General features: G+C 72.1%; 24 protein-coding genes. 10 read left to right on the top strand and 14 right to left on the bottom strand.

Features of this window, described 5'->3' with window-relative positions; all coding sequences use genetic code 11:
• Positions 1-7 precede the first annotated feature (7 nt).
• Positions 8-739: a DUF309 domain-containing protein gene (locus BM290_RS13230; protein ID WP_093613538.1), complete on the top strand. Its 732-nt coding sequence runs from the start codon at positions 8-10 to the stop codon at positions 737-739.
• Here the strand turns inward: BM290_RS13230 and BM290_RS13235 are convergent.
• Entirely contained in the window at positions 690-2,537 is a 1,848-nt protein-coding gene (locus BM290_RS13235) for a polysaccharide deacetylase family protein (RefSeq protein ID WP_093613540.1), read from the bottom strand. The two genes, BM290_RS13230 and BM290_RS13235, sit on opposite strands and share 50 nt — an antisense overlap.
• A 298-nt stretch (positions 2,538-2,835) precedes the next feature.
• Between BM290_RS13235 and mraY the strand changes: the two genes are divergently transcribed.
• Positions 2,836-3,939 carry a phospho-N-acetylmuramoyl-pentapeptide-transferase gene (gene mraY, locus BM290_RS13240; RefSeq protein ID WP_093613542.1) on the top strand — a complete coding sequence of 368 codons (1,104 nt, stop codon included), beginning with the start codon at positions 2,836-2,838 and terminating at the stop codon, positions 3,937-3,939.
• A 109-nt stretch (positions 3,940-4,048) separates the two neighbouring features.
• Here mraY and BM290_RS13245 read toward each other — a convergent pair whose 3' ends face one another.
• On the bottom strand, positions 4,049-4,375 hold the full coding sequence (locus BM290_RS13245) for a hypothetical protein (protein WP_143133732.1): 327 nt from the start codon (positions 4,373-4,375) through the stop codon (positions 4,049-4,051).
• Between the two features lie 94 nt (positions 4,376-4,469).
• Between BM290_RS13245 and BM290_RS13250 the strand changes: the two genes are divergently transcribed.
• From BM290_RS13250 to BM290_RS13265, 4 genes are read left to right on the top strand one after another with little or no spacing between them, the layout of a single operon-like run.
• A complete protein-coding gene (locus BM290_RS13250) occupies positions 4,470-5,213 on the top strand; it encodes a maleylpyruvate isomerase family mycothiol-dependent enzyme (protein WP_093613546.1) in 744 nt (247 codons plus the stop codon).
• Positions 5,214-5,247: 34 nt separating this feature from the next.
• The gene (locus tag BM290_RS13255; protein ID WP_093613548.1) at positions 5,248-5,835 is read left to right on the top strand and encodes a PadR family transcriptional regulator; all 588 of its coding nucleotides are present in this window, start codon (positions 5,248-5,250) and stop codon (positions 5,833-5,835) included.
• Positions 5,832-6,557, top strand: a complete 726-nt coding sequence (locus tag BM290_RS13260) for an ABC transporter ATP-binding protein (protein WP_093613550.1) — start codon at positions 5,832-5,834, stop codon at positions 6,555-6,557. Before BM290_RS13255 ends, BM290_RS13260 begins: the two co-directional genes overlap by 4 nt.
• On the top strand, positions 6,554-8,959 hold the full coding sequence (locus tag BM290_RS13265; protein ID WP_093613552.1) for an FtsX-like permease family protein: 2,406 nt from the start codon (positions 6,554-6,556) through the stop codon (positions 8,957-8,959). The genes BM290_RS13260 and BM290_RS13265 overlap by 4 nt, the downstream gene beginning before the upstream one ends.
• A gap of 13 nt (positions 8,960-8,972) precedes the next feature.
• On the opposite strand, the gene BM290_RS13270 is transcribed toward BM290_RS13265, so the two are convergent.
• The gene (locus tag BM290_RS13270; RefSeq protein ID WP_093613554.1) at positions 8,973-9,671 is read right to left on the bottom strand and encodes a hypothetical protein; all 699 of its coding nucleotides are present in this window, start codon (positions 9,669-9,671) and stop codon (positions 8,973-8,975) included.
• Between the two features lie 41 nt (positions 9,672-9,712).
• A complete protein-coding gene (locus BM290_RS13275; RefSeq protein WP_093613556.1) occupies positions 9,713-11,167 on the bottom strand; it encodes an aldehyde dehydrogenase family protein in 1,455 nt (484 codons plus the stop codon).
• A 70-nt stretch (positions 11,168-11,237) separates the two neighbouring features.
• Between BM290_RS13275 and BM290_RS13280 the strand changes: the two genes are divergently transcribed.
• Both BM290_RS13280 and BM290_RS13285 read left to right on the top strand, forming a co-directional pair.
• Entirely contained in the window at positions 11,238-12,041 is an 804-nt protein-coding gene (locus tag BM290_RS13280; RefSeq protein WP_093613558.1) for an IclR family transcriptional regulator, read from the top strand.
• A 98-nt stretch (positions 12,042-12,139) separates the two neighbouring features.
• Positions 12,140-13,603 carry a benzaldehyde dehydrogenase gene (locus BM290_RS13285; protein WP_239144055.1) on the top strand — a complete coding sequence of 488 codons (1,464 nt, stop codon included), beginning with the start codon at positions 12,140-12,142 and terminating at the stop codon, positions 13,601-13,603.
• A gap of 121 nt (positions 13,604-13,724) precedes the next feature.
• Here the strand turns inward: BM290_RS13285 and BM290_RS13290 are convergent, their stop codons facing one another.
• Complete coding sequence (locus BM290_RS13290; RefSeq protein WP_093613562.1) at positions 13,725-14,168, bottom strand: MarR family winged helix-turn-helix transcriptional regulator; 444 nt, start codon at positions 14,166-14,168, stop codon at positions 13,725-13,727.
• A gap of 64 nt (positions 14,169-14,232) precedes the next feature.
• On the opposite strand from BM290_RS13290, the gene BM290_RS13295 reads away from it, so the two are divergent.
• Positions 14,233-14,877, top strand: a complete 645-nt coding sequence (locus BM290_RS13295) for an MBL fold metallo-hydrolase (protein ID WP_093613765.1) — start codon at positions 14,233-14,235, stop codon at positions 14,875-14,877.
• 391 nt (positions 14,878-15,268) lie between these two features.
• On the opposite strand, the gene BM290_RS13300 is transcribed toward BM290_RS13295, so the two are convergent.
• From BM290_RS13300 to BM290_RS13340, 9 genes are all read right to left on the bottom strand, one after another.
• Positions 15,269-15,520 carry a hypothetical protein gene (locus BM290_RS13300; RefSeq protein WP_143133733.1) on the bottom strand — a complete coding sequence of 84 codons (252 nt, stop codon included), beginning with the start codon at positions 15,518-15,520 and terminating at the stop codon, positions 15,269-15,271.
• Between the two features lie 523 nt (positions 15,521-16,043).
• The gene (locus BM290_RS13305; RefSeq protein ID WP_093613566.1) at positions 16,044-17,756 is read right to left on the bottom strand and encodes a cellulose binding domain-containing protein; all 1,713 of its coding nucleotides are present in this window, start codon (positions 17,754-17,756) and stop codon (positions 16,044-16,046) included.
• A 38-nt stretch (positions 17,757-17,794) separates the two neighbouring features.
• Positions 17,795-19,183: a glycoside hydrolase family 62 protein gene (locus tag BM290_RS13310; protein WP_093613568.1), complete on the bottom strand. Its 1,389-nt coding sequence runs from the start codon at positions 19,181-19,183 to the stop codon at positions 17,795-17,797.
• Between the two features lie 250 nt (positions 19,184-19,433).
• Positions 19,434-20,927, bottom strand: a complete 1,494-nt coding sequence (locus BM290_RS13315; RefSeq protein ID WP_093613570.1) for a GGDEF domain-containing protein — start codon at positions 20,925-20,927, stop codon at positions 19,434-19,436.
• Positions 20,928-20,957: 30 nt separating this feature from the next.
• Positions 20,958-22,241, bottom strand: a complete 1,284-nt coding sequence (locus BM290_RS13320; RefSeq protein WP_093613572.1) for an ABC transporter substrate-binding protein — start codon at positions 22,239-22,241, stop codon at positions 20,958-20,960.
• An 8-nt stretch (positions 22,242-22,249) separates the two neighbouring features.
• On the bottom strand, positions 22,250-23,326 hold the full coding sequence (locus BM290_RS13325) for a hypothetical protein (RefSeq protein ID WP_143133734.1): 1,077 nt from the start codon (positions 23,324-23,326) through the stop codon (positions 22,250-22,252).
• 89 nt (positions 23,327-23,415) lie between these two features.
• A complete protein-coding gene (locus BM290_RS13330) occupies positions 23,416-24,000 on the bottom strand; it encodes a hypothetical protein (protein WP_093613576.1) in 585 nt (194 codons plus the stop codon).
• Between the two features lie 55 nt (positions 24,001-24,055).
• The gene (locus BM290_RS13335) at positions 24,056-24,484 is read right to left on the bottom strand and encodes a DUF6069 family protein (RefSeq protein WP_093613578.1); all 429 of its coding nucleotides are present in this window, start codon (positions 24,482-24,484) and stop codon (positions 24,056-24,058) included.
• Positions 24,485-24,570: 86 nt separating this feature from the next.
• Positions 24,571-24,933, bottom strand: coding sequence for a hypothetical protein (locus tag BM290_RS13340; RefSeq protein ID WP_093613580.1), 363 nt, complete (start codon positions 24,931-24,933; stop codon positions 24,571-24,573).
• A gap of 174 nt (positions 24,934-25,107) precedes the next feature.
• On the opposite strand from BM290_RS13340, the gene BM290_RS13345 reads away from it, so the two are divergent.
• Complete coding sequence (locus tag BM290_RS13345; protein ID WP_093613582.1) at positions 25,108-26,715, top strand: phospholipase D-like domain-containing protein; 1,608 nt, start codon at positions 25,108-25,110, stop codon at positions 26,713-26,715.
• The last annotated feature ends 24 nt before the right edge of the window (positions 26,716-26,739 follow it).

Consider the following 26,739-nt stretch of genomic DNA (forward strand, 5'->3'; position numbering starts at 1 on the left):
TGGACGGATGAGCGTGGAGGACACCGCCGTGGCTCGGCTACGGCGCTGGCAGGATTCCGGCGGCCGGTGGCGGGTGCTGGCCCGCGGTGGCGGCACCCTGGTGATCGCGCTGCTCACCTGCGACAGCGGCGAGGAGGTCGACCGGCTGTCGGCCGGCGATCAGGCCCTGCTGGACTTCGTCGGCGACCGGGACGGCAGTGATGACGACCCGGCGCCGTCCGTCGTGGTCCGTGACCGTGACGCCGCCGGGAAACCGCGCAACTCCCGGCCACGGGACGCTCTCGGCCGCCCTCTGCCGCCCGGCGCGCCCGGTGTGCCGACCATGCCGGACGATCTCGACCTGCCGCCCGCCGACGCGCTCCGGCTGGCACAGCGGCTGCTCGACGACGGTCTGCCGTTCCACGCCCACGAAGTGCTCGAAGCCGCGTGGAAGGCCGCCCCCGCCGACGAACGCGAACTGTGGCGCGGCCTCGCCCAGCTCGCCGTCGGGCTCACCCACGCCCGGCGGGGCAACCTGACCGGCGCGGCCCGCCTGCTCCTGCGCGCCGCGGAGCGGACCGGCGGGTATGCCGGCGGCGCGCCGCACCAGATCGCGGCCTCCGGGCTGAGCGACTGGGCACGGACGACAGCGGCACACCTGGAACGATCCGGGCGCGCCGGCGAGGCGCCGATGCCCCGGCTCACCACCGTCACCTCAGAGCGACGAACTTCAGTCCCTGGGCCTGCAACGCCGGGATGACGGTCTTCAGCGAGGCCAGCGTCTGAGAGCGGTCGCCGCCGCCGTCGTGGCAGAGCAGGATCTGGCCGGGCCGGGCAGCCAGCATCCGGTTGGTGATCTGGGCGACGCCGGGCTGTGCCCAGTCGCGCGGGTCGTTCGTCCAGTCCATCGGGATCACCCCGCTCTGCGAGACCGTCTCGGACAGCCCCTTGGACCACGCGCCGCCGGGCGCCCGGAACAGGCTCGGAGCGTACCCCGTGGTGCTGTAGATCTTGTCCTGCGCCCGGTGGATCTCCTTGCGCATCTTGTTGAGCGGCAGATCGGCCACGTCGATCGGGTGGCTCCAGGTGTGATTGGCGATCTGGTGCCCGTCGGCGGCGACGTCCTTGGCGGTCGCCTCGTGGCCGAGGACCTGGTTGCCGATCATGCAGAACAGCGCCGGCACGTGGTGCTTCTCCAGCAGCCGCAGGATCTGCGGGGTCCAGACCGGGTGCGGGCCGTCGTCGATGGTCAGCGCGATCGCGTCGGCCGGGAACGGGTCGCCCGGGACCACCTTGCGGAAGTCCTTCAACGTATGCACCGGGACCGTCATCACCGGGGTCGTGGGGTGCGGCGTGGTCGGCTTCGGCGCCGCCGACTGGCCGGGCTGCGGCTCACTGACCTGCACGTTCGGCTTCTGGGCGGCCTCCGGCTCGCCACGGCGGGCCAGGGCGGCGATCGTGCCGCCGATCAGAGCCACACCGGCGGCGGCGGGGATCGCCCGGAGAAGGCCCCGGCGGGAGACAGGCTTCTTCCCCGGGGGTACGACGACAGGCGCCACCCGCGCCGGCGGGATCGCGATGGTCGGCTCGGAAGGCGGCGGGGCGACCGTCGGCGCGGATCGGGGCGCGGGCACCCGGGGCAGAGCGACCGTCGACTCGGACGTCGGCTGCGGCGCCGGCTCGGGTGGCGGCGGCAGGGCGACCGTCGGCTCGGCGGGCGGCCGGGGTGACAGCGGCAGAGCGACCGTCGGTTCCGCGGGCGGCCGGGGCGGCAGCGGCAGTGCCACCTTCGACTCCGGGGCGGGCGGGGACACCCGGCCGGCCGGCAACGAGACCTGCGCGTCCGGCGAGAGCCGGGGCCTGGGCAGCGCGACCGTCGGATCGGCCCCGGCGGAGATCACCGTGGTCGGTTCGGACTCGTCCGCCGCTGCCGCGGCCGCCGCTGCCGCGGCAACCCCCGCAGCGGATACGAAGACCGTCTTCTCGTCGTCCTCCCCCGCTGTCGCCTCGCCGTTCTCCTCCGCAGCTTTCCCATCGGCGACGAAGACCGTCTTCTCGTCGGTCTCCCCCGCCGCCGCCTCGCCGTTCTCCTCCGCGGGCCGCTCGCCGTCCTTCTCCGCGGCCTCCCCACCGGAGACGAGGACCGTCTTCTCGTCGGTCTCCTCCGGCGCCGCTTGCCCCGCGGAGACGACGACCGTCTTCTCGTCGTCCTCCGCGCCTTCGAGAGTCTCCGTTGCGGCTTCCTCCACCACTTCGGTTTCGGAGACGACCACCGTCTTCTCGTCGCCGTCCCCCGCAGGCAAAGTCACCGTCGCTTCGGACCCGTCCTCTTCCGGGTTACCCGCCTCCGGGGCACTTGGCTCCGGGGTGGCCGCTCCCGGGGTGGCCGCGGACAGGTCAGCCGTCGGTTCGGCGGTCTCCCCGGCGGGCAGGGTGACCGTGGGCTCACCGTCGCCGGGTTCGGTCAAGGCGACCGTGGGCTCAGCCGACTCGTCGACGTCGGCGGGTTCCGCGGGCGTGCTGCCCTGGGACGTGGGGGTGGGCTTATCGGCGTTCATCGGTGGGATTGTCGCGCCCACGGTCAAATCGGTCGTCATCTGTGTCTCAGCTGTGAGCCGCCGACGCCGACGCATTCCGCACCCCCTTCGCACCCGCCCAACCTGCAGCGGAAACGACGAGTGATCATGCGAACACGACCCAGTCGGCGCACCCGCTCGACAACCACCCGGACAAACAACTTTAGTGGCATCCACCACACTCGGATCCGACGGGCGAATCGTGAGCCCGGGGCGGCGCCGTCCGCCGCCGGATGGCAGGCTCATGCCCCGTGATCGATGACCTTGTGCAGGACCGCCGATGAGAGCGGTCATCGTCGCGGCGGCGATCGCGTTCCTCGTCTCCCTGTTCGGCACGCCGGTGGCGATCCGGGTCTTCACCGCGCTCAAGGCCGGCCAGCCGATCCGCTCGCTGGGCCTCGCGTCGAACGAGGGCAAGAAGGGCACCCCCGCGATGGGCGGCGTCGCGTTCATCGTGGCGACCCTCGTCGGCTACGTGGCCGGACACTTCGCGCTGACCACGCTGCCCGAGCGGCAGATCGCGCAGGAGCGGCCGACGATGACGGCTCTCGTCCTGCTCGGGCTGTTCGTGTTCTGCGGGGCGGTCGGGTTCCTCGACGACTTCCTGAAGGTCCGCAAACGCAACTCCGACGGCCTGTCCGCCAAGGGCAAGCTGCTCGGCCAGGCGATCGTCGGCACCGGCTTCGGCATCGCCGCGCTGACCATGGTGAGCACCAACGGCCAGACCGTGGTGAGTGAGAACATCTCGTTCATCCGGGACGTCGACTGGCTCAACGTCGGCAAGGTCGGCGCGGTGATCATGTTCGTCTTCGTGATCACCGCGATGTCGAACGGCGTGAACCTCACCGACGGCCTCGACGGCCTGGCCACCGGCGCGTCGGTCCTGGTGCTCGGCGCGTACGCCCTGATCGGTTTCTGGCAGTACCGGCACTGGTGCGCCGACGACACGTACGCCCGCGTCAACGACTACTGCTATCAGGTCCGTGATCCGCTGGAGATCGCCATGATCGCCGCCGCGGCGGCCGCCGCGTGCCTGGGCTTCCTGTGGTGGAACACGTCCCCGGCCCGGATCTTCATGGGCGACGTGGGCGCGCTGGCGCTGGGCGCCCTGATCGGCGGCCTCGCGGTGGCCACCCGCACCACGCTGCTGTCGATCCTGATCGGTGGCCTCTTCTTCGTCATCACGATCACCTGGGTGATCCAGATCGTCTCGTTCCGCACCACCGGCCGGCGCGTCTTCCGGATGGTCCCGCTGCACCACCATTTCGAGCTGGTCGGCTGGAGCGAGGTCAACATCGTGGTCCGTTTCTGGATCGTGGCCGGCGCCGGGGTGGCCGCGGGCCTGGGCCTGTTCTACTCGGACTTCCTCGCGAACGCCGGATGAGCCGCCACCTGGATCCGCCGTCAGAAAGTCCGGAACTCGGCATCGCCCGGGCATCCGGCATGTGATCCCCGTTCTCCCTGGCCAGGACCGATTTCATGATCATCGTCAGTCAGCCATGCCGGCCTCGGCGCAGTCGGGGAACGGCGACGAAGAGGTAGGCGAGAGCGACCACCGGCCCGAGACCGGCGAGCATGGACAGCAGCAGCAGCCCTGTCCAGCCCCGCTTGCTCATCCCGCACGCCGTGAACTCGCCGGTGGACCGGCGGATCGCGTCGACGGATGCCACGATCCAGACCAGGGCGGGGATCGTCGAGCCGAGAAGCGCCACGGTGCCGGACTCCATGCGCTCCCTCGGGTGTCGCTCGCCGAGCCGATCATCCCGTACGCCCGGCACCGCCTGGGCCGGAACCACGAAGTCGTGGTGTGCGATGGGCACGGTGCGCGGCCCCGGAGTGGGCCCCTCGCGAGCGGCGGCCGGCCGGCTGCGTGCGGCGCCCGAGAAGGCGGGGCATCGTGCCAGGATGTCGGGCATGCACATCGACCAGTACGTCGCAACGCTGCGGGAGGACGGTGAGCGGCTAGCCGGGGTCGCCGGGCAGGCGGGGCTCGATGCGCCGGTTCCGCCCTGTCCCGGCTGGACGATCGCGGATCTGCTGCGTCATCTGGGCGGTGTCCACCGCTGGGCCACCGCCCACGTCGTCATGGAGCGCAAGGAGCACTTCTCCCGCGACGAGGAGCAGCAGTTCTTCCAGGCTCCGGCGGACGCGGCGCTGCTCGACTGGTTCCGGGAGGGCCACCGGGCGCTCACCGTTGCTCTCGCCTCCGCCGATCCGGAACTCGACTGCTGGACGTTCCTGCCCGCCGGGTCGCCGCGGGAGTTCTGGGCGCGGCGGCAGGCCCACGAGACCGCCGTGCACCGCGCCGACGCCGAGGCCGCGGTCGGCAGCCGCCCGCGGTGGGATCCGCGTTTTGCCGCCGACGGCATCGACGAGCTGCTCGACGGCTTCTTCCGGCGCCGGCCGCAGCGGCTGGCCACCGACCCGCCGCTGCGCATGACACTGTGCGCCACCGACCTCCCGCGAGCCTGGACGATCAGGATGGAGACCGATCGGTTGTACGTGGACCCCGGCGCCCAGCCGACCGGGCTGACCCTCACCGGCACCGCCTCCGACCTCTACCTGCTTCTGTGGAATCGCGCCGAGCCGCCCAGCGTCGAGGGCGATCCGGCGGCGTGGGAGTCCTGGCGCGCCAGAGCCACGGTCACCTGGGGCTGACAACCTCAGCTGTATACCGGGTATATTACCGGGTATGAGTATTCGGCACACCCTGTTGGCCCTGCTCAGCGAGGGTCCGAAGTATGGTTTGCAGTTGAGGCAGGAGTTCGAGGCCAGGACCGGGGAGGTGTGGCCGCTCAACGTCGGGCAGGTCTACACCACGCTCCAGCGCCTCGAACGCGACGGCCTGGTCGAGTCGGAGGGCGGCGGCAGCGGCGGGAAACCGCAGAACGCCTTCGCGATCACTCCCGCCGGCGCCGACGAGCTGACCGCATGGCTGCTCACCCCGCCGGACGTGGTCCCGCCACCCCGCGACGAGCTGGTCATGAAGGTCCTGGTGGCCATGCGGGTCCCGGGCGTTGACCTGCCACAGCTGCTGCAGGCGCACCGGCGCCACCTCGTGCAGGCGATGCAGGAGTACACCAGGCTGAAGGCCGACCTCACCGACGCCGAGGTGGAGCTGGCCCTCGTCGTCGACTCGGAGCTGTTCCGCATCGAGGCGATCATCCGGTGGCTCGACATCGCGGACGCCCGGCTCGCCCGCCTGCCGGCCACGACCGCCGCCGACAAGCCGGCGTCCGCGCCCCGGGCCGGCCGCCGGATCGCGGGGATCCGGCGATGACCACGATCCTCGAACTCCGCGGGGTGTCCAAGGTGCACGGGTCGGGTCCCACCGAGGTGCACGCGCTGCGCGAGATCGACCTGTCGGTGCGCGCCGGTGAGCTGGTCGCGGTGATGGGCCCCAGCGGTTCCGGCAAGAGCACCCTGCTCACCATCGCCGGCACACTGGAGGAACCGACCGCCGGCAGCGTCCTCGTCACCGGCCGGGAGGTGGCGGGGCTGTCCCGCAACGACCGTGCCCGGCTGCGCCGCCAGGCCATCGGGTACGTCTTCCAGGATTTCAACCTGCTGGCCGGGCTGACCGCCGTGGAGAACGTGGCGCTGCCGCTGGAGCTGGACGGCACTCCGGTCAAGGCCGCCCGGGCCGCCGCGTCGGCCGTACTCCGCAAGCTCGATCTCACCGACCGCGCCCACCGCGATCCGGACGAGCTCTCCGGCGGTGAGCGGCAGCGGGTGGCCATCGCCCGCGCCGTCGTCGGGCAGCGCCGGCTGCTGCTGGCGGACGAGCCCACCGGCGCTCTCGACTCGCTCAGCGGTGAGACGGTGATGCGGCTGCTGCGCCGCGCCGCGAACGACGGCGTGGCCTGCGTGGTGGTCACGCACGACGCCCGGATGGCGTCCTGGGCCGACCGGGTGGTGTTCCTCCGGGACGGCCGGCTGGCCGACCAGACCACCCCGGGCCCCGGCCCGGAATCGCTGCTGGCGCCGGGCGACGCCCGATGAGCCGCAACGGTGGCCTGCCCGCGCGGCGCGCGATCGTCCGCTGGGCGCTGCGACTGTTCCGCCGCGAGTGGCGTCAGCAGAGCGCGGTGCTGACGCTGCTCGCCGTCGCCGTCACGGCGGCCGTCCTCGCCGTGTCCGCCGGCTATCACGCGGCCCCGCCCGCCGGCGCCGCCTTCGGCACCGCCCGCCAGTCGCTCACCCTGCGGGCCACCGGCGACCGGCCGCTGGACGTGCAGGTCGCGCAGGCACGCGACTGGTTCGGCGCCGTCGACGTCATCGGACACACCGACCTGCCGATCCCCGGTTCGGTGGACACGGTGCAACTTCGCAGGCAGGACCCCCATGGGCGGTACGGCGCGCCGATGCTCCACCTACGGGACGGCCGCTACCCCGCCGAACCCGGCGAGGCCGCGGTCACCGTCGACGTCGCAGCACGCCTGCAGACCCGCATCGGCGGCCGGCTGACCCTCGACGGCCGGTCCTGGACGGTCGTCGGCACCGTCGAGAACCCGGGTGACCTGCGCGCGCGGTTCATCCTCGACGCGCCCTCGTCGAGCATCCCGCCGCAGTCGGTCACGGTGCTCGTCGACGCCCCCGCGGACCGGTTCGACCAGTTCCGGGCCGAGCACGGCCACCCGGCGTACGCGCTGCGCCCCTCGCTGGTCTGGGCCGAGGCGGCCGCCGGCGTGTTCAGTGTGTTCACGGTCGGCATGCTGCTCATCTGCCTGATCGCCGCGGCCGGGTTCGCCGTCGTCGCCCATCGCCGGCAACGTCAGCTCGGGCTGCTCGCCGCGATCGGCGCCACCCCGCGGCACCTGCGGCTGGTGCTGCTGGCGCACGGCGCCACGGTCGGCGCCGCCGCGGCCGTGCTCGGGACGCCGCTGGGTGTGCTGGCCTGGTTCGCCGTCGCTCCCCGGTTCGAGACGGCGGCCGGTCACCGGATCGGCGCGCTGGACCTGCCGTGGGTTCAGATCACCGTCGCCGTCCTGCTCACCATCGTGGCCGCCACCGCGGCGGCCTGGCGGCCGGCACACACGGCGGCCCGGCTCCCGGTCACGCTCGCGCTGTCCGAGCGTCCGCCGAGGCCCTCGCGGGTACGCCGTTCGGCCGCCGCCGCGGGCGGGTTCGTCCTCCTGGGCGTCGTGGCGTTGCGGCTGGTGCAGAGCAACCGGCCCACCGACGGCGACGCGCTGGAGATCGGTGACGTGGCACTGGTCGTCACCGGCACGCTCGCGATCGGCTTCGCGCTGCTGTCGATCGGGCCGGCGGCGATCCGGACGCTCGCGGCAACCGCCGCCCGGCTCCCGGTCGCCGCCCGGCTGGCGCTGCGCGATCTCGCCCGCCACCAGGCACGATCCAGCGCAGCGCTGGCCGCGATCAGCGTCGCGCTGGCCATCCCCGCCGCGATCGTGATCGGCGCGCGAGCCCTGGAACCGGATCCGGCCACCGGCAACCTCTCCGACCGGCAGGTGCTGCTGCGGCTGGACTCCCCCGGCCCGCGGGTGCCCGACCGCGACCCGGCCCGGATCGAGGCGATCGAGGCGCGGGTCCGGCAGTGGACGGCCTCGCTGGGCGACCCGGTCGTCATCCCGCTCGACGTCGCGATCGATCCGGGCGAGACCCCGTCCACCGACGCGCCGGACGTCCCGGCCGGCCGGACCGCTGCCGGCGCCGCATCCGGATCACCGGCGGTCGTCATCACACCGGAGCTGCTGCGCCTGTACGGGGTGGACCCCACCGGCGTCGACCCGGCCGCCGACGTGCTCACCTCCGCGCCCGCTCCCGGCGGGTCATGGCCGCCCGGCACGGTCACGCGGCCGTTGCCCGAACCGGGTTTCCGGTCGCTGCCCCACACCCTGCTCACCCCGGCGGCGCTGCAGCGCAACGGCTGGATTCCGGTACGGACCGGCTGGCTCGTCGAGACGGCCGAGCCGTTGACCGGACGGCAGCTGGCCGGCGCCGCGGAGTTCGCCGGTGCCGCGGGCCTGACCGTCGAGGAGCGCGATCAGGGTGACGACCTGCAGGCGCTGCGAGCGATCACGACCGCGGCCGGGGCGCTGCTCGCGCTCGTGATCCTCGCCGTGACCGTCGGCCTGATCCGCGCCGAAGCGGCCGGTGACCTGCGCACCCTGACCGCGGTGGGCGCGACCCGCCACATCCGGCGCGCCCTGACCTCGGCGACCGCGGGCGGGCTCGCGCTGCTCGGCGCGCTGCTGGGCATCGGCGCCGCGTACACCGTCATCCTGGCCGGTTCCTCCGCCGAACAGCTCCGCGAGCTGGCACGCGTACCCCTCGCCGATCTGACCGTGATCGCCGTCGGCGTGCCGCTGGCCGCCGCCGCGCTGGGCTGGCTGCTCGCCGGCCGCGAGCCGAGATCCCTGGCACGGGTACGCCTGGAGTAGCGCCCGGGGCAGGTCACGGCCGGGGCAGGGTGAGCATCGCGTCGAGGTGGCGCCGGCGGACCAGGCCCTCGATCCGCTGGGCGTCGGCGGAGCGGCCCTGCTTGGCCAGCAAGCGCGCCTGGATCAGCTCGGTCACGTAGATCTCGTTGATGATCTCCGTGGTCGGCTGTGGCTGCAGCGCGTTCATCTGCAGCGTCAGGGCCTCGGTCAGCGCGGACTGCGCCTCGTCGAGCTCCACGCCCGCCTCGGCGCGGGCGTGCGCGAACATGCGCAGGGTCCGGGCCAGCTCATCGGCGCGGACGGCGAGCGGGCGGGCATCGGGGCCCTGGCTGCGGCGGGTCTCCACCGCCGCGCGGCTGACCTCCACCGCGCGGTCCAGTTGCCCGTCGTCGCCGAGCACACCGGCGAGCGTCTGCAGGGTGCCGGCCAGCGGCACCCTGCACTGCGGGCCCAGGGCCTGGAAGATCGTGACAGCGCCGGACAGCACGTCGGCCGCCTCCCGCCGGCGCCCCAGTTTGGCCAGGCAGAGCCCGACATTGTTCAGGTCGGCGGCGATCGCGAGGCTGAGCTGGGGATCGTCCGGCCGCTTCTGCAGCTCCTTCTGCCGCTCGGCGATCCGGGCCGCGAACCCGGCCCGCGCCTGCTCGAACCGTCCTTCCGTGAAGCAGGTCTCCGGATCGGACGAGCGCTTGAACGGATTCCACGACGCCATCGGGCAAATATATAGACGTCAGTCAACGGGCGGAGGCGTCGTCAGAAGGGGAAGGAACGGTCCTGCTCGCGGACGGAGAGCCACTGGATCTCGGTGAACTCCTCGGCGGCGGCGCCGATCCCGAAACGGCCCCAGCCGGTGTCCTTCACCCCGCCGAACGGCATCTGCGGCTCGTCGTTGACCGTCTGGTCGTTGACGTGCACGATGCCGACCTCGAGCCGGGCCGCGAGCCGCAGCGCGCGGGGCACGTCGCGGGAGATGACGGAGGCGACCAGGCCCAGGTCGGAGCGGTTGGCCAGCTCGACGGCCTCCTCCGCGGACTCGACGACCTCGACGGTCACGATCGGGCCGAACGTCTCCACCTGGGCCAGCTCGGTCTCCGGCGGGACGTCGACGAGCACGGTGGCGGGGTAGCACGGTGGCGCCGGCACGCCGCCGGCCAGGATGCGGGCGCCCGCCTCGACCGCCTGCGTGACCCGGCGTTCCAGGGTGGCGAGGGCCCACTCGTTGATCACCGGGCCGACGACGGTCGCCGGGTCGGCGGGGTCGCCGGTGGGCAGGGTCGCCACCTTCGCGGCGAACCGGGCCAGGAACTCGTCGGCGATCGGCCGGACCACGTAGATGCGGCGGGCGCACATGCACAGCTGGCCCTGGTGCAGGAAAGCGCCGTACGCCGCGGCCTCGACGGCGTAGCCGATGTCGGCGTCCTCCGCCACGATCATCGGGTTCTGCCCGCTGAGCTGCAGCAGCACGCGTTTGAGGCGGCTGCCGGCCTTCTCCGCGAGGCGGCGGCCGGTGGGGGTCGAGCCGGTGAAGTTGATCCGCTTGACCCGCGGGCTGTCGAGCAGCGCGTCGGCGATGACGCCGGCCTCGCCGGGAGCGTGCGTGACGACGTTGAGCACGCCGCCGGGCAGCCCGGCCTCGTGCAGGATCTCGGCCCACAGCGTCCCGCCGGTGTAGGGCGCCTCCTCCGACGGTTTGAGCACCACCGTGTTGCCGAGAGCGAGCGGGCCGGCGATCGCGCGGCCGCTCAGTGTCAGCGACGCGTTCCACGGAGCGATCGCGCCGACCACGCCGACCGGCCGGCGCACCGCCATCGCCCGGGTGCCGGGAATGTCGGAGGCGAGCAGCTCACCGACCGGCCGGTAGGCGAGCTGGGCGGCCTGGCGCAGCAGTTTCACCACGAAGTCGACCTGGATCGCGCCGACCTGCGAACCGCAGCCGGTCTCCAGCGCGAGCGACCGCAGGACGCCGGCGCGCCGGTCGGCCAGGATGTCGGCGGCCCGTAGGAGGACGGTCTGCCGTTGCGCCGGGGAGGCCTGCGACCACGTGCCGAACGCGAGGTGCGCCTGCTCGATCGCCCGCTGCGCGTCGGTCTCGTCACCGGCCGCGACCGGACCGATGACCTCGCCGGACCAGGGTGAGCGGTTGTCGTAGGTGCGCCCGGAGGCAGCGTCGGCCCAGCGTCCCCCGATGAAATGGCGTACGGCCGGCATCGCTCCCACTCTCGATCGCTGACAGCCTATCGTTCGGCTGGCCCGAACGCTTTCTGCGAGTCTTGATGCCATGACACAGGCGGCATCCGGTGACTTCTCCGTCTCCCTCGAACGAGGTCTGACGATCCTCTCCGCGTTCGGCGCGAGCCGGCCGGTGCTGGGCATCGCCGACCTCGCCCGCATCGCCGGGGTCACCAAGAGCACCGCCCACCGGTACGTGGCGACGCTGGCCCACCTCGGCTACCTCCAGCAGGACCCGGACACCAGGAAATACTCCCTCGGGCCGAAGGTCGCCGACCTCGGCTTCGCGGCGATCGAGTCGATGGACCTCACCCGGGTCGCGGCGCCGCTGCTGCAGTCCCTGGCCGATGAGACCGGGTTCACCGTCAGCATGGGCGTGTGCGAGAGCCGCGACGTCGTCTACGTCGACCGGCGCCGCAGCGGGCGCCGCAACGTCCTCGCCATCGATCTGAACCTGCACGTCGGCTCCCGGCTGCCGGCCTACTGCACCGCGCTGGGCAAGGCGATCCTCGCCTTCCGGGACCCGCCGGCGCTGCGGCAGATCATCGAGCGCTCCGACCTGGCCCGGCGCGGGCCGAACACGATCACCAACCGTGAGCAGCTGATGGCGGCGCTGGCCAAGGTACGCCAGACCGGCATCGCCGTGAACGACGAGGAACTCGCCCCCGGCCTGCGCTCGTTCGCCGCACCGATCCGGGACCGCACCGGCGAGGTGATCGCCGCGGTGAACGTGGCGGTCCACCTGAGCGCGGCCCCCGCCTCGCTGGAGGCGCTCACCGCTCAGATCGAGCCGCACCTGCGCCGTACCGCCCGGGAGATCTCCCAACGCCTCGGCCATCGTTCGGAAGATTGAGAAACCGTTTCGACAATCCGAACAGCATGTTGCCCCCGTCACACCGGCCTCATACCTTCGTCGCACGCCGACCGAGGACACGAGGAACGGAGCACGCCGTGGGACTGCTCGACAGCGTCGACTGGCAGGGAAAGATCTTCAAGAACGGCGAGTGGACGACCGGGCGAGGCGGCGACTACCCGATCGTCGAACCGGCCACCGGCGCCGAGCTGGGCCGGATGGGCCTGGCGACGGCGGAGGACGTGGCCGAGGCCGGGGCATCGGCGGCCGAGGCCCAGAAACGGTGGGCGGCTCTGCCCCACACGGCCCGGGCCGCGGTGCTGCGCAAGGCCGGTGACCTGTGGCAGCAGCACGCCGCGGAGATCAGCGGCTGGAACGTCCGCGAGGTCGGGGCGGTCCCCGGGATGGCCGGGTTCGCGCTGCACGTCGCGGCGGAGGAGTGCTACGAGGCGGCGTCGCTGCCCAGCCGGCCGCACGGCGAGCTGCTGCCGTCGGAGCAGCCGCGGCTGTCGATGGCACGCCGGGTCCCGGCCGGAGTGGTCGCTGTCATCTCGCCGTTCAACGTGCCGATCATCCTGGGCATCCGCTCGGTGGCGCCCGCTCTGGCGCTGGGCAACGCGGTCGTCCTCAAGCCGGACCCGCGGACCGCGGTCACCGGCGGCACCCTGATGGCACGCGTCTTCGAGGAGGCCGGCCTGCCCCCGGGTGTGCTGCAGGTGCTGCCCGGCGGTCCCGACGTCGGCGAGGCGCTGATCACCGACCCGTACATCCGGGTCATCTCGTTCACCGGATCGACCCCGGTCGGCCGCCGCATCGGCGAGCTCGCCGGCCGCCACCTCAAGCGGGCGCACCTGGAGCTCGGTGGCAACTCCGCGCTGCTGATCCTCGACGACGCCGACGTCGACGCGGCGGTCAACCTGGCCGCCTGGGGCTCGTTCTTCAACCAGGGCCAGATCTGCATGACCACCGGACGCCACCTGGTCGCCGACCGGCTCTACGACGAGTTCGTGCAACGCCTCGCCGACAAGGCCGGCAAGCTCCCCGTCGGCGACCCGGCCACCGACCAGGTCGCGCTCGGCCCGATCATCGACGCCCGGCAACGCGACAAGATCCACGGCCTGGTCACCGCCAGCGCCGGCCAGGGCGCCACGATCGCGGCCGGCGGCACCTACGAGGACCTCTTCTACCGGCCGACGGTGCTGGCCGACGTGCCGATCGCCGCTCCCGCGTTCGCCGAGGAGATCTTCGGGCCGGTCGCGCCGATCACCCGGGTCTCGTCGGTCGAGGACGCCGTCGCACTGGCCTCCGCCAGCGAGTACGGCCTGTCCCTGGGCATCGTCACCCGTGACGTGATGCGCGGGCTGGCCGTCGCCGAGCAGATCCCCACCGGCATCGTGCACATCAACGACCAGACCGTCAACGACGAGGCCAACGCCCCCTTCGGCGGGGTCCGCGCGTCCGGCACCGGCTCGCGTTTCGGCGGCGCGGCGGCCAACATCGAGGCCTTCACCGAGACCCGCTGGATCACCATGCGCGGCGAACCGGCGACCTACCCCTTCTGACCCGGACCAAGCGGCTCACCCTTTCTGAGCCGGACCAAGCGGCTCACCCTTTCTGAGCCGGACCAAGCGGCTCACCCTTTCTGAGCCGGACCGACCGGTGGGCGCGCCCGAGGCCCACCGGTCACCCGTCCCCGCCAGCCGCCGACAGGCGGTCGAGCAGCATCGGCACGGCGTCGAGCAGCTCCCGCTCGGCCGCGCTGAGCCGGGTCGCGATGGCCTCGGCCATCACCCGGCGGCGCGCCAGCCGGTCGGCCTCCAGCGCGGCCACACCGGCCTCGGTCAGGGTGATCACGACGGCGCGGCCGTCGTCCGGGCTGGGCTCACGGCCGACAAGCCCGAGCAGTTCCAATTCGCCGACGGTACGGCTCATGCTCTGATGCCGCACGCCGCGCCGGGCGGCCAGCCGGGCGATCGTGCAGGGCCCCTCGCGGCGGAGCACACCCAGCACCTCGGACCGGGTCGGCGGGAGCGTGTCGGCGTGCGCCCGGGTGACCCGGACGAACCGGCCGATCGCCTGCCGGAGCCGCTCGGCGAGCTCCTCATCCGCCTCGGTGGTCGACGTCATGACCGAACAATACAGCAATGCTGTACGTTAAATACAGCTCTGCTGTACAACTCGGGAGATGGTCATGCGGTTGATCAAGCACGCCCACGCCTGCGTCACGTTCACCGGCGGCGGTGACGGTTCCCTACTGGTCGATCCGGGCACGTTCACGCCGGACGCCGCCGAGCTGATCGCCGGGGCGACCGCCGTCCTGGTGACCCACGAGCACTTCGACCACTTCGACGACGCCGCCCTCGCCGCGGCCCTCGACCGACGGCCTGAGCTGCGGGTCTACGGCCCCGCCGCGGTCCGTGACAAGCTGGGCGCCCACGACGGCCGGGTGGTGACCGTGCGCTCCGGCGACTGTTTCGAGGCGGCCGGTTTCGAGATCCACGTGCACGGCGAGCGGCACGCCCGCATCCACGACGACATCCCGCTCGTCGACAACGTCGGCTATCTCGTCGACGGCCGGGTGTTCCACCCCGGCGACTCCTACCGGGTCCCGGACGCCCGCGTCGAGACCCTGCTCCTGCCGACCAGCGGCCCGTGGACGAAGTTCGGTGAGGCGGCCGACTTCGTCCGCGCCGTCCGGCCGGCCCGCATGATCCAGGTGCACGAGCTGATGCTCAGCGAGCTGGGGCAGAACTCGGCCCGCATGCTGCTCGGCGAGAAGGGCCTGACCGGCCTGCCACTGGAGATCCTGCCACCCGGCGAGTCCACCGAGGCCTGACGACGGGCGTCATGGCCGGCCAGATCATGTTCCGCACGGAGGACCGCTTCGCGCACGGAAGCGAAAGGGACCAAACCCACAACCGATCCGCCTGGAGTGAGCCTTGGCGACAAACATTCCTGCCGGGGCGGGGTTTCTACTCCGTTTCCCCGCCCCGGTACGCCGAATCCCGCCACTACGCTGCCGGTTGGGACCAGCAACCCGCGCAGTACCCGAATCGCGTCTCACCACGCGTCACCGATGACTGGCACGCTTTGCACTTCACCGGCCGCTCAGCGGCAGGAATCGCCGACGGAACAACGCCTCGTTCCCGCGCCAAGGGCTTACGACCTCGTCCGCCCACCGGCGGCTTCCGGTCGCGACCACCGATCGACCTGCCCATGACCTGGCGCTACGCCCCTCGGCGAGCAAGCGCCCAGGCCGAGACGGACTCGTCGAGCATCTCGTAGAACTCGTCGTGGGCGAAGTGCCCGTCCATGTCTCGGACGACTTCCGCCACGCCCCAGGTCAGCTCCTCACCGTCCTCTTTGGCTCGGCATGTGCCGCATTCGTCACCGTGCCGATGCATCGTGTGCTGGGCGAATCTCCCGACCGGGTCGTCAGCGGCGGTCTGGCCGCTCAGCCATGATCCGAACGTACCCACTGCGATCTCCTCTCCCGGAAAGCCCGGGTCGGCAATCAACCTTTCGCCAACCGGCATCGGCCGGGAGGGGATGGCGTGGGCTCACCCTAGTGAGACGGCGGACGGAATTCTCGTGACGCGCCAACGGCTCCACCCGGGCGAGGGAACGCGGAGTGCCCCGGCCCGCTCTCGCGGATTGCCGGGGCCTCGGTGCGGCACCGCACGCAGGCACCGAATCAGCCGCTCGGCCTCGGCGACCAGCCGAGTCGAACGACTCGGTCCCATGCCGTCGCGTGGTCCGGGCCGGTCGCGATCTGCCGGACGCGGAACATCCGCCACTTACCCCCGACGCTCAGCCGGCCGCCCGGGGTGGTCCGGCAGAACCCGTCGCGCTCGTCCCCAGCGAGTCCGAACGCGTCGGCGAGCAGCCGTACGGTCGCCGGGCGAGGCTCGTGTGCAACGCCGGCCGACAGCCTGAGGCACGACCGTGCACGACATCGCCGGCGGGCCGCTCGGAGCGGCCCGCCGACGTCGGTCGCGGGGATCAGGGGGTCAGGACGATGGTGGAGATGCTGCGGGCCGGGACGTTGACGGTGACCTGGTTGCCGTTGACCGTGGCGGACTGGGCCGCCGCGTTGGCGTTGATCGACGTGGCGTAGTACTCGGCGCGGCTGATGTTCTGCGGGGCCTGGACGACGGCGTTGCTGACCGCGCTGGACGAACGGTTGAGGACGACCAGGGTGATCTTGCCGTCGCCCTGGTACGCGGTGATCTCCAGCGGGGACGCCTTGCTGCTCCTGGTGAGGGCGACCCGCTGGTAGCCGGGACGGACGTACTTGGCGAACTGGGAGAACGCGTATCCGCGCTTGAGCGGCGCGCCGGCCGTGGTGCCGTACGCGGCCTCGCCGTCACCGATGAACGAGTAGTAGCGCTTGCCGTACCACCAGATGTAGGCGTTCCAGTTCGATTCCATCGACTTGTGGACCGTACGCATGATGTCGTCGAGGGTTTCGTTCCAGACGGTCTGATTGGCGGGGTTTCCCCAGATGTTGGAGCCGCTGCCGTCGGCCTCGTGCAGGTTCCACTCGGTCATCCACACCGGCTTGCCGTTCTGCGCGGCGAGTGGATAGTCCTTGAGCCGGCCGGCCGCCTCGGTGCCGTAGAGGTGGCCGCCGATGTAGCCGATGTTGTTGCGGGCGGTCGCGTCGTTGAGGGTCGGGTCGGTGTAGCCGTAGTTGAGGTTGACCGCCTCGGCGACCATCAGCTTCGTGTTCTGGACCTTGGCGCCCTGGTCACGGACGAAGTTGCGCAGCTCGGTGCCGCTCCAGTCCATCGAGTCGTAGTCGGGGTGCCAGTCCGGCTCGTTCTGGACCGACGTGACGTCGACGGCGACACCCTGACCACGCATGTACTGCACGTAGCTGTTGAGGTGACCGGCGTAGTCGTCGTAGTAGTCGGTCTTCAGCTTGCCCCCGTTGGTACGGCTGTTGTTCGTCTTCCACGCGGCCGGGGCGGTCCACGGGGAGGCCAGGATCTTGCCGTTCGACCCGTACGACTTGGCGGTCTTGAGGGCGTTGACCTGGGTGCCCCATTCGCCGGAGACCGGGGAGATGCCGGTACGCACGATCGACAGCCCGAGCTGGTTGGGGCCGGTGCCGACCAGGGTCTGCGTCTCGGCGGTGGACCAGGCGCTGCCCCAGATCGACACGGCGGCGCCGAACCCGTCGACGGTCTGGTACTTGGTGGCCGTGTTCACGGTGATGTCCGGCGTGGCGGCCGGGCCGGTGCTGGTCGAGGCGCTCGGTGTGACCGACGAGGTCGGCGAGCTGCTCGGCGTGGTGGTGCCGGTGCAGGCCACACCGTTGACGGCGAAGTCCGCCGGCACCGGGTTGGCGGTCGTCCAGGAGCCGTTGAAGCCGAACGTGGCGGTCGCGTTGGTGGCGAGCGCGCCGTTGTAGCTGACGTTCTTGGCGGTGACCGCGGCCCCGCTCTGGGTCACCGTCGCGTTCCACGCCTGGGTGACGGTCTGGCCCGCGCCGTAGGACCAGGTCAGCGTCCAGCCGGTGAGCGGGTCACCGAGGTTGGTGACGGCGACGTCGGCGCCGAATCCGCCCTGCCACTGGGACGACACCGTGTATTTCACCGCGCAGCCGGCGGCGGCGGCGCCCGCGGGCAGCGCCACGGCGACCGCGGTGGAGGCGAGGAGCACGACACCGGCCGATATCAGGGCGGTGGTCGTGACTCGGGGTTTTCGCATGGTGCGACTCCTGAGGGGATGGGTGCCGGGGTGGGGTGTCACCGGCGGAGGGTGAGCAGGCCGGGGCGGTACGGCAGCAGGCCGTAGTCACCGCCGGAGCTGGGGGAACGTCCCTGGTAGAGCAGCTGCAGGTTGCACGGGTCGACCGTCATGGTCTGGTCGGCGCCGGTCCGGATCAGCTCGCCGTGGCTGATGTCGTTGGTCCAGGTGGCGCCGCTGTTGGCCTTGCCCGCGAAGGGGTTGCTCTCGGTGGCGGCCTGCGGCGTCCAGGTCCCGCCGAGGCTGGTGGCCGTGAAGGAGCGGAAGTAGCGGCCGTTGGCGCCGATCGCCTCGACGATCATCAGGTACCGGCTCTGGCCGGCGAGCTTGTAGACCTGGACAGCTTCGAACAGGTTGTTGGTGGTGTCGCTCAGGACCACCGTGGAGGCGCTGCCGAAGCTGCCGGGGAAGTTCCCGATCGGCATGCTCGCCCGGTAGATCTTGCCGTTGTCACCGGCGAAGAACAGGTACATGTTCTGCGCGTCGCCGATCACCGCCTGGTCGATCGGGCCGGTCCCGGACCCGGAGATGCTGCCGGAGAAGAGGGTCTGCGGGGCCGACCAGCCGTTGGCGTTGGCCGGGTCGCTGGAGGTGCGGTAGGAGAACGCCGGGCCGCCCCACTGATAGGCCAGCACCCACACGTTCTTCGGCGCGAAATAGAACAGCGACGGCGCGACGGTGCCCGACGACATGGTGTTCTGGCTGGCCGAGGCCATGTCGGACCAGTTGGTGAAGAGCCCGAAGTTCATCGAGCCCCACCGGGTCCCGGTGTCATGGGTGGTGGCGTAGACCAGTTGCCGTCCGTTGTACGGCGCCGTGGTGAAGTCCTTGAGCGAGACCCAGCCCGACTTGGGGGTCGCGAGCGGGCCGGTCGAGGTCCACCGGTACGACGACGGGAGCGCACACGACACCGGAGGCGAGGACGACGGTGGTACGGACGGCGAGGGCGAGGACGGCGAGGGGTCCGGTGTGGTGCCGCCGGTGCACGCCACGCCGTTGAGGGTGAACCCGACCGGCGCCGGATTGGCGCCGGTCAGCGAGCCGTTGAAGCCGAACGAGACGCTGCCGTTGGTGGCGATCGCCGCGTTGTAGCCGACGTTGCGGGTGGTCACCTGGGCGCCGGCCTGGGTCACGGTGGCGTTCCAGGCCTGGGTCACCTGCTGGCCGCCGCTGTAGGACCAGGTCAGCGTCCATCCGTTGAGGGCGTCGCCGAGGTTGGTGACGGTCACGGCGGCCCCGAACCCGCCCTGCCACTGGGACGACACGGCGTAGGTCACCGAGCATCCCGCGGCCGCGGCGGCGGGCAGCGCCACCACGATCGCCGCCGATCCGGTCACCAGGACACCACTGAGCACGGCACCCCATCGGGCGCCTCTGATTGTGCGCATGCTTCTCTCCTGAGGGGGACAACGGCCGGACGATCGTGGGAATCGATCGTTTCAAAAGGGGGATCAGCCGTTCCCCGCATGCTACGGGAGCGCTCCCATTCATTTCAACAAATAGACCGGATGCCCGCAGTTCAGATGGCCCGACCAAATGACATCGCCGCGCATAACAGTTTTCTTTCCCGGCAGATCAAAGGCGGGAGACAAATTGTCGCGCAGCCGTGCTGGTGACGGTCATGGCGAGCGTGGCCGCCTACCGAGCCAGCGGCTCACCGGCGGGGATCTGCGGCGCCCGCTGCCGTGCGGTCTCGCCGTGCCGGTCGGCGTCGAAACGTTCGACCCGGTTCTTGCCCTGCGCCTTGGCGCTGTACATGGCGATGTCCGCGCACCTGATCAGGTCGGCCGCGGTGTGACCGGGCTCGGCGACGGCCACGCCGATGCTGGCGCCCACGGTGACGGTCCCGTCCGTCACCCGGACCGGCCGGGTCAGCTCGTGGCAGAGCCGTTCCGCGATCAGCTCGGCGTCCTCGGGACGGATCAGCCCGGTCAGCAGGACCGCGAACTCGTCGCCGCCGAAGCGGGCCGGTGTCGCGCCGGGCACGCCGAGGCTCCTCATCCGCGCGGCGACCTCGACCAGGAGCGCGTCGCCGGCCGCGTGACCGTGTGTGTCGTTCACCCGTTTGAAGTCGTCCAGGTCGATGTTGAGCAGGGCGACGCTGCCTCCGGCGCACGCGTCGACAGCGGCGCTCACCTGCCGGAAGAACCTGGCTCGGGTGACCAGCTGGGTGAGGTGGTCATGGTTGGCCTGGTGGTCGAGCACCACCCGGGACTCGATCATGCGTTCACCGAGCAGGACCTGGTTGGAGAGGGTACGGATGGCGGCGAACACCGCCTCCGGCACCGGCCTCGCGCTGCCCAGCAGGACGTGCACGTCACCGGGGAACGAGTCGACGCGCCAGTGCCGGTACCGCGGAACGAGATCGACGAGCCGGCCCGGATCGGTCACGACCTCGTCCGGCAGCACCCGGCCGCGCACGTCGTCGGCGAGTTCGGCCACACTGAGCACGGTGAGCCCGTCCGGCGTCCGGCGGGCGACGAGCCATCCGATGCCGGGGTGCAGGGCGACGATCTCGGCCGCCGCCTCGCTGCCGAGACGGTGCACCTCGGCGAGGTCGGTGGCGCCGAGGATGGCCGTGCCGGTGCGGGCCAGCGCGGCGTCGCGGGCCGAGGCCCGCTCCTGCTGGACCAGGATCACGTAGATGCAGCGCATCAGAACACTGATCAGCAGGATGGCCGGGATCAGGCCCAGCACGGGCGGTTCGTACCAGACCAGGGTGCGGCCCATCGACACCGGCGTCAGCGAGACCGCGATCGGCACGGTCGCCAGCAGTCCGGCAGTGCGGACCACCCACTGGACGATCGACCCGTAGAGGGCCAGGGTGAGGGCGACACCGACAGCCACACCGATGCCCGACAGCGGGTCCAGCAGCGTGAAGATGCCGAGCACCGTCAACGGCGGCACCAGCAGCGTCTGCCACCACCAGGTCCGGGCCGTCGAATACGTGAGAGCCAGGTTCACGATGACCAGCACCACGGCGACGGTTCCCCACCGGTTCCAGGTTTCGCCGTGCACCGGGCTCGTGTGCTGACCCACCGACGGGACGATCATGAGGACGCTGATGACCGACGCGCCCAGACGGGTACGGCCGAGGTCACCGGCCGGCAGGATCCGGCTCGAACATGGCACACCATAGGAATCGGCAGCCCGGGCCGGGCGCTAAGCTCCGCACGGCACATCGAGCCAGTCACCGGCCGGGATGGCCGTGCGGGCCTGGTCGAGGCGGGCCAGGACGGCGCCGAGACGGTCGGGCGCCTGCACGTACTCCAGGACCGCCCGGTAGAAGGCGTTGGTCATGGCGCTGGGCATCAGGTCGGAGGCGTCGAAGCACAGCGTCGCGTCGCCGGTGAGGGTCTGCGCGATGCGCCGGCTCGCCGGGTTGCCGTAGATCGCCTGGTCGACGCCCCGGTTGGCGGAGAACACCGACCCCTGGCCGGCCGCCGGCCAGATGCTCTGCGCCTCGTCGGTGGCCAGGAAGCGGATCAGCTCCCGCGCCTCCGGCTTGTCGGTGAACAGTCCGGCCAGGTCGGCGGAGACCTCCCACGCCCGGTCGCGGGCCGACGGGAACGGCACGAACTCCAGGCCGGCCGCGTCGCCGGCCACGAACGACGCCTGGTGGTGCAGCCGGCATCCGGGCGGGTCGGCGTGCAGGCCCCGGCCCGCGTCGCCGAAGTCGGTGAACAGCAGGCCGCCCGCGCCGCCGCGGACGAAACCGGGCCGCAGCGCCACCTCACCCCAGGCCGTCCACGCCCGCTGGATCTCCGGCGCGGTCCACGGCACCCGCCCGGCGGCCCAGCGCTGGTACACCTCGGGGCCGGCCTGGTGCAGCACCAGGTCCTCGATCCAGTCCGTGCCGGGCCAGCCGGAGACCGGGGTGGAGCCGAGGCCCATGCACCACACGGGGCCGCCGGCGCTGAGGCGTTCGCTGAGCCGGATCAGGTCGTCCCAGGTCGGCGCGGCGTCGCGGGACAGGTCGGGGACGCGGCGTGGGTCGTACCAGATGAGGCTCTTGAGAGAGGTCTTGACCGCCACCGCGTAGCGCGCCCGCCCGCTGCCGCTGTCCAGCTGCTCCAGGCGCAGCCACTGCGGGCTGTGCGACTGCTGCGCACTCGTGTCGATCACGTCGTCCAGGGGCCGGACCGCGCCGCGGCGCACGTAGCCCGCGAGGTCGCCCGGGCTGGGCAGCACCGCGATGTCCGGCGGCGTGCCCTTCTGCACCTCGGCGGTGAGCACCTGGTTGAGCGCGCGGGTGCCCTGGTAGTCGACCCGGATGCCGGTCCTGGCGGTGAACCTGTCGAGCACCTGCCGGAAGGCGGCGCCCTCGCCGCCGGTCCACGACGCGAGCACTGTCACACCCGCGCCGTCACCGCCGCCACTGCACGCCCCGGCGCCGGTGGCCAGGACGGCGACGGCGGTCAGCGCCACGGCCCGCACGATTCGCATCGGCGCCCCTACCTGTACTCGTCGATCCGCGGGAAGAGCCCGAGCGGGACGAGCGCCATCGCGATCAGCGCGGCGATCACCAGCAGCACCTGCCGGCCGGCGGTGCCGGCGGCCGCCGCGGCGTGCCCGTCCACGTCCCTGATGTGCGCGGTCAGCGTCGCCTCGCCCGGTGGCTCGGCGGCGGCGCCGGGCGTCACCGGCCCGGCACACCCGTCGGGGCAGGCCTTCGCGACCAGCTCGCCGAGCGCCTGCTGCCCGCGGCGGTCGACGGCGTCGATGCGGGCCTGCCACACCCCCACCAGCGCGTCGCCGGCGGTCCGCGTCGCGGCCATCTCGCCGCGGGCCGCGAAGTCGGAGGACATGCCGGCGGTCAGGGCCAGCACCGCGACGGTTGCGGCGAGCAACGGCACATTGACGGTACGGCGGAAGCGCCGGCTCAGGAACACCTGGGTGGCGACGAGCAGCGTGAGCAGCACGACCACCGGGACGATCCAGGACGCCACCCAGCCCGGCGCCATCCGGCCGCCGGTGAGCTGCCCCTCCAGCGCGCGCCGCTCGGCGGCCAGCAGCTCGTCGAGCTGGGCGAGGATGCCGCCCTCGGGCATGTGCAGCAGCCGCGACGCGGACCACAGGTCGGCGGCGGCCAGCACCGAGGCGGGATCCTGCCGGTAGTGCGCGTCGGCCTGCTCGATGAGCGCGGAGTAGGCGGCCAGCTGCCCCTGCACCAGCTGGATGCCCTGGCCGACGCCCGCGCCGGCGAGGCTGTCCACGGCCAGCTGGGTGAGGCTCTGGCCGGCGAGGGCGATCTGGTTCTGATAGCGCTCGCCGGGGCCGGTCAGCCCCGCCGCCCCGGATCGGAAACTGCCGGCGGCGGCCTCGTCGGCCTCCACGAGCGCGGCGTGCGCCGCCAGGATGTGCATGATCGACGGCACCGCGTGGGTCCGGACCCGCTCGGCGGCGGCCCGCGTGCCCTGAGCAGCCCAGACCGCCGTGCCGAGCACCGCGGCCAGCGCCAGCTCCAGCGCCACGAGCGACCGCCACAGCGTGGCCCGGGTCGTGCCCGCACGAATCCCGAACCCGGCCAAGGTCACACCCTCCCCCGCGGTGACGCTCCCGCGAGGCACAGTAACCACCCGTGTCCACACAGCTACGAGCACAGTGGCCGGTGGTGCCGTCATGCCGCCCGGAGCACCGCCGTCACCAGGGCCGCGACGGCCAGGGCCGCGGTGGCGCCGATCGTCCACCGCAGCATCGAGTGCCGGACGTAGAAGTCCCGGGCCCGCTGCCGGGCGGACACGTGGATCGCGATGATCAGCAGCAGGCCCGCGGCCGGGGCGCCCCAGCGTGCCCCGGTGATGAAGCCGCTCCCGCCCGGCCCGCCGACCGTCTCGGCGAGACCGCTGCCCCGCAGCGGCAGCAGATACCAGGCGGGGAACGCCAGCACGGCGACGACCGCGCCGACGGCGTAGAGCCGGCCCCGGGAGACCCGGCCACGGATCAGGGTCAGCGCCAGGATGCCTGCCGCGGTGGTGATGAAGAGCAGCCACCCGGCCGCCGCCATGCCGCGCGGGTTCCCGGCGGTGGCGGAGCGGGCCAGGGTGACGTAGGCGTCGGAGAGCACCGCCAGCAGGACCGGGAAGACGAGGAAGTAGACCGCGATGCCCACGAGAGGCAGGAGGACCAACGCGCCGGCACACCCGAGACAGCCGAGGGACTCGGCCAGCTTGCCGCCCTTGCGCTGGGGCTGATCGGTGGGCATCGCTCGATCGTAGGGCCGGTGTGCCCGCCCACCGGATCGCGGATCGCGGCGCTGATCAGGAGCGCGGCGGCATCAGCTTCCGGAAGGCCGGGACGGCGACGGCGGCGACCCCGAAGTGCATGAGGATCAGCGCGACCACGCCGCCGGTCGTGGTGCCGGGCTGCGACTTCGAGGCCAGCAGCAGGAAGTCGGGGATGAGCGAGATCAGCAGCACGACCGGCACGAGCACCCGCAGGACGCGGCCGGCGTTGCGGCTGCGGTTGACGATCAGCCGCCACGCGACGGCGGCGATGAGCGCGCCCAGCACCGTCAGCGTCCCGTAGACGGGCAGGGTGAGCTGCTGGAACTCGTCGGGAGCGCCGAGCGCGCGGGCGGCCACGGCGATCAGGGTGTTGACGACCAGTCCGCCGGCCGCCCCGATGGCGGCGGCGGCGAACGTGGCCTTCCAGGTGCTGCGGACGGCGGGAGCGGTGGCGGCGGTCATGCGAGGTCCCCTTCAATCACTTAACGGTTGAAGTGAACCTAGGCCGCAGGTAATTGAAGGTTCAATGGAACCCGTCTAAGAAAAAGCTAAGCGATCAGGCCGGGCGGACGCTCCTCGCGGGTGAACAGCATTCGGCAGGTGGCGCCACTGGCGAAGGTCACCGGGCGTACGAATCTGAGGTGGTGCCGTGCGGGGTCGATGGCGTCGGCCCAGTTGAGGTCGAACCGGCACAGGATCGGCTGCAACCCGCCCCGCCCGGCCGCGACCAGCGGCTCGATCAGCGCCTCGACCTCGGCGAGGCGGTGTCGCACCAACTCGTCGGCGGGCCGCGGCCAGGCGGTCCCGGCGTCGTCGCCGAGCACCTCCAGCAGGCGCGCGAAGAACGCCCGCTCGATGATCGGAGTCCACATCCCCGGATCGAACGGCCCGGCCGTGGTGGTGTCACTCATGGTGGTGGTCCCTCTCGGGCGGGGACCACGCGGGACGCGTCGGAGCCGTGGCTGGACGCCCCGTGTGGCCCGGGTTGACCAGCGCGCTCCACCACCTGCCGGCGCTGTGATTGACCGCTCCAGTAGAGAGCCGCGTCATCGCGGCGTCAAGTCGCGTCCGATCTAATCTGCGGCATGTCGCATGGATCGTCGCTGGCGGACCTGATCGGCCGGTACCTGCCACCGGCCACCGAGGCGTGCCCGACCTTCACCGAGAACTCCCGCTTCGAGCCGATCATCGACGGCGTCACCTACTTCACCGAGCTGGCCGGGCACATGGAGTCGCTCGGGCCCGGCGACGCCGTGTACATCGCCGGCTACCAGGCCGACCCGCACCTCGACCTGACCGGGCGCAGTCCCGGCGAGGACGGGTACCGGCCGTTCACCGACGTGCTCGCCGAGAAGGCCGCGGACGGCGCCGACGTGCGGATCGTGCTCAGCGCGGCCGAGTTCTCCGGTGGCGTGCCGTGGCTGCCGATCGGGCCGTTCCGGGCCAACACCCTGGCCGCGCGGGTGATCCGGGCGTGGCGGCCGTCGACCCGGGACGTGGGCGCGCCGCTGGAGAACCGGGTGCTGCTCGACTGGTCCGGGCCGGTGCTGGGCTCCAACCATCAGAAGCTCGTGGTGTTCAGTCACGGCGGGGTGCTCACGGCGTACGTCGGCGGGCTCGATCTCTCGCCCACCCGCTTCGACCACTTCCCGCACCGTCGCCTGCGTCTCGGTTTCCACCGGTGGGGCTGGCACGACGCGGCCGCCCGGCTGCACGGCCCGGCCGCCGTCCGGGTGCGGGAGACCTTCCAGTTCCGCTGGCAGAACACCGCGGCCCTGCCGCCCCGGTCGATAGCCAAGAACCTGCCACCGGCCTACTTCTCCGTCTCCGGTGGCGAACGGACGGTGATCAACCCGCCGGACGCGCCGCACGACCTGCCGCCGGCGCCGGAGCAGCCGGACCGCCCCGCGGACGGAACCGCCGTGCAGGTGGTGCGCTCCTACCGCCCGTGGAGCCTCTACCGGCACCGCGGGTGGCGGCGGATGCGCCGGGCGAACGTGGTGCGGGCCGGCATCCACGAGATCTACCACGCGATGGCCACCGCGATCGGCGCGGCCGAGCGCTACATCTACCTCGAGGACCAGTACTTCCACGAGGCGCCCGGCGGTGACCCGCGGTTCCAGCTGTACGGCGCGCTGCGATCCGCGGCCTGCCGCGGGGTCAAGGTGATCCTGGTCGGCTCCGGCCGCAAGGACCCGGCCGACGGCGGCGACTCCACCGTCCCGCCGGTGATCACCCACGATCTGCGCCGCCGGGTGCTGGACCGGCTGCCGGCCCCGGCCCGCCGCAACGTGGTCATGTACCGCATCGACAACCTGACCGTGCACACCAAGCTGATGCTGGTCGACGACGTGTTCGCCAGCATCGGGTCGGCGAACTTCTTCAGCCGCTCGATGGCCGGCACCGACAGCGAGATCACCTCCACGCTCGTCACGACCGGCAGTCTCGTCCGCGACCTGCGCGTCCGGTTGTGGGCCGAGCACCTGCGCACCCACGTGGACGAGCAGCTCACCCCGGCCCTCGCCGACCTGGACATCGCCCTCGGGATCTGGCGTCGCGAGTGGCTGCCGGCCGGTCATCCGCCGCAGACGTGGCGCCGCGCGGGCCTGCCGGCCGGTTTCGCCCCGACGGAGTTCGCCCTCACACCGGCCCGCTACTCCCCCGCGGTGCTACGGCGGGAGCGTCGCCGATAAGCGATCACGCCGGCGGCTCCACAG

It is taken from the genome of Actinoplanes philippinensis, from assembly GCF_900113015.1.
Lineage (GTDB): Bacteria > Actinomycetota > Actinomycetes > Mycobacteriales > Micromonosporaceae > Actinoplanes > Actinoplanes philippinensis.

Coding starts and splice junctions, on each gene's coding strand:
- BM290_RS13230 (WP_093613538.1), top strand. CDS start 8: ATGAGCGTGGAGGACACCGCCGTGGCTCGGCTACGGCGCTGGCAGGAT.
- BM290_RS13235 (WP_093613540.1), bottom strand. CDS start 2,537: ATGAACGCCGATAAGCCCACCCCCACGTCCCAGGGCAGCACGCCCGCG.
- mraY (WP_093613542.1), top strand. CDS start 2,836: ATGAGAGCGGTCATCGTCGCGGCGGCGATCGCGTTCCTCGTCTCCCTG.
- BM290_RS13250 (WP_093613546.1), top strand. CDS start 4,470: ATGCACATCGACCAGTACGTCGCAACGCTGCGGGAGGACGGTGAGCGG.
- BM290_RS13255 (WP_093613548.1), top strand. CDS start 5,248: ATGAGTATTCGGCACACCCTGTTGGCCCTGCTCAGCGAGGGTCCGAAG.
- BM290_RS13260 (WP_093613550.1), top strand. CDS start 5,832: ATGACCACGATCCTCGAACTCCGCGGGGTGTCCAAGGTGCACGGGTCG.
- BM290_RS13265 (WP_093613552.1), top strand. CDS start 6,554: ATGAGCCGCAACGGTGGCCTGCCCGCGCGGCGCGCGATCGTCCGCTGG.
- BM290_RS13270 (WP_093613554.1), bottom strand. CDS start 9,671: ATGGCGTCGTGGAATCCGTTCAAGCGCTCGTCCGATCCGGAGACCTGC.
- BM290_RS13275 (WP_093613556.1), bottom strand. CDS start 11,167: ATGCCGGCCGTACGCCATTTCATCGGGGGACGCTGGGCCGACGCTGCC.
- BM290_RS13280 (WP_093613558.1), top strand. CDS start 11,238: ATGACACAGGCGGCATCCGGTGACTTCTCCGTCTCCCTCGAACGAGGT.
- BM290_RS13290 (WP_093613562.1), bottom strand. CDS start 14,168: ATGACGTCGACCACCGAGGCGGATGAGGAGCTCGCCGAGCGGCTCCGG.
- BM290_RS13295 (WP_093613765.1), top strand. CDS start 14,233: ATGCGGTTGATCAAGCACGCCCACGCCTGCGTCACGTTCACCGGCGGC.
- BM290_RS13305 (WP_093613566.1), bottom strand. CDS start 17,756: ATGCGAAAACCCCGAGTCACGACCACCGCCCTGATATCGGCCGGTGTC.
- BM290_RS13310 (WP_093613568.1), bottom strand. CDS start 19,183: ATGCGCACAATCAGAGGCGCCCGATGGGGTGCCGTGCTCAGTGGTGTC.
- BM290_RS13320 (WP_093613572.1), bottom strand. CDS start 22,241: ATGCGAATCGTGCGGGCCGTGGCGCTGACCGCCGTCGCCGTCCTGGCC.
- BM290_RS13330 (WP_093613576.1), bottom strand. CDS start 24,000: ATGCCCACCGATCAGCCCCAGCGCAAGGGCGGCAAGCTGGCCGAGTCC.
- BM290_RS13335 (WP_093613578.1), bottom strand. CDS start 24,484: ATGACCGCCGCCACCGCTCCCGCCGTCCGCAGCACCTGGAAGGCCACG.
- BM290_RS13340 (WP_093613580.1), bottom strand. CDS start 24,933: ATGAGTGACACCACCACGGCCGGGCCGTTCGATCCGGGGATGTGGACT.
- BM290_RS13345 (WP_093613582.1), top strand. CDS start 25,108: ATGTCGCATGGATCGTCGCTGGCGGACCTGATCGGCCGGTACCTGCCA.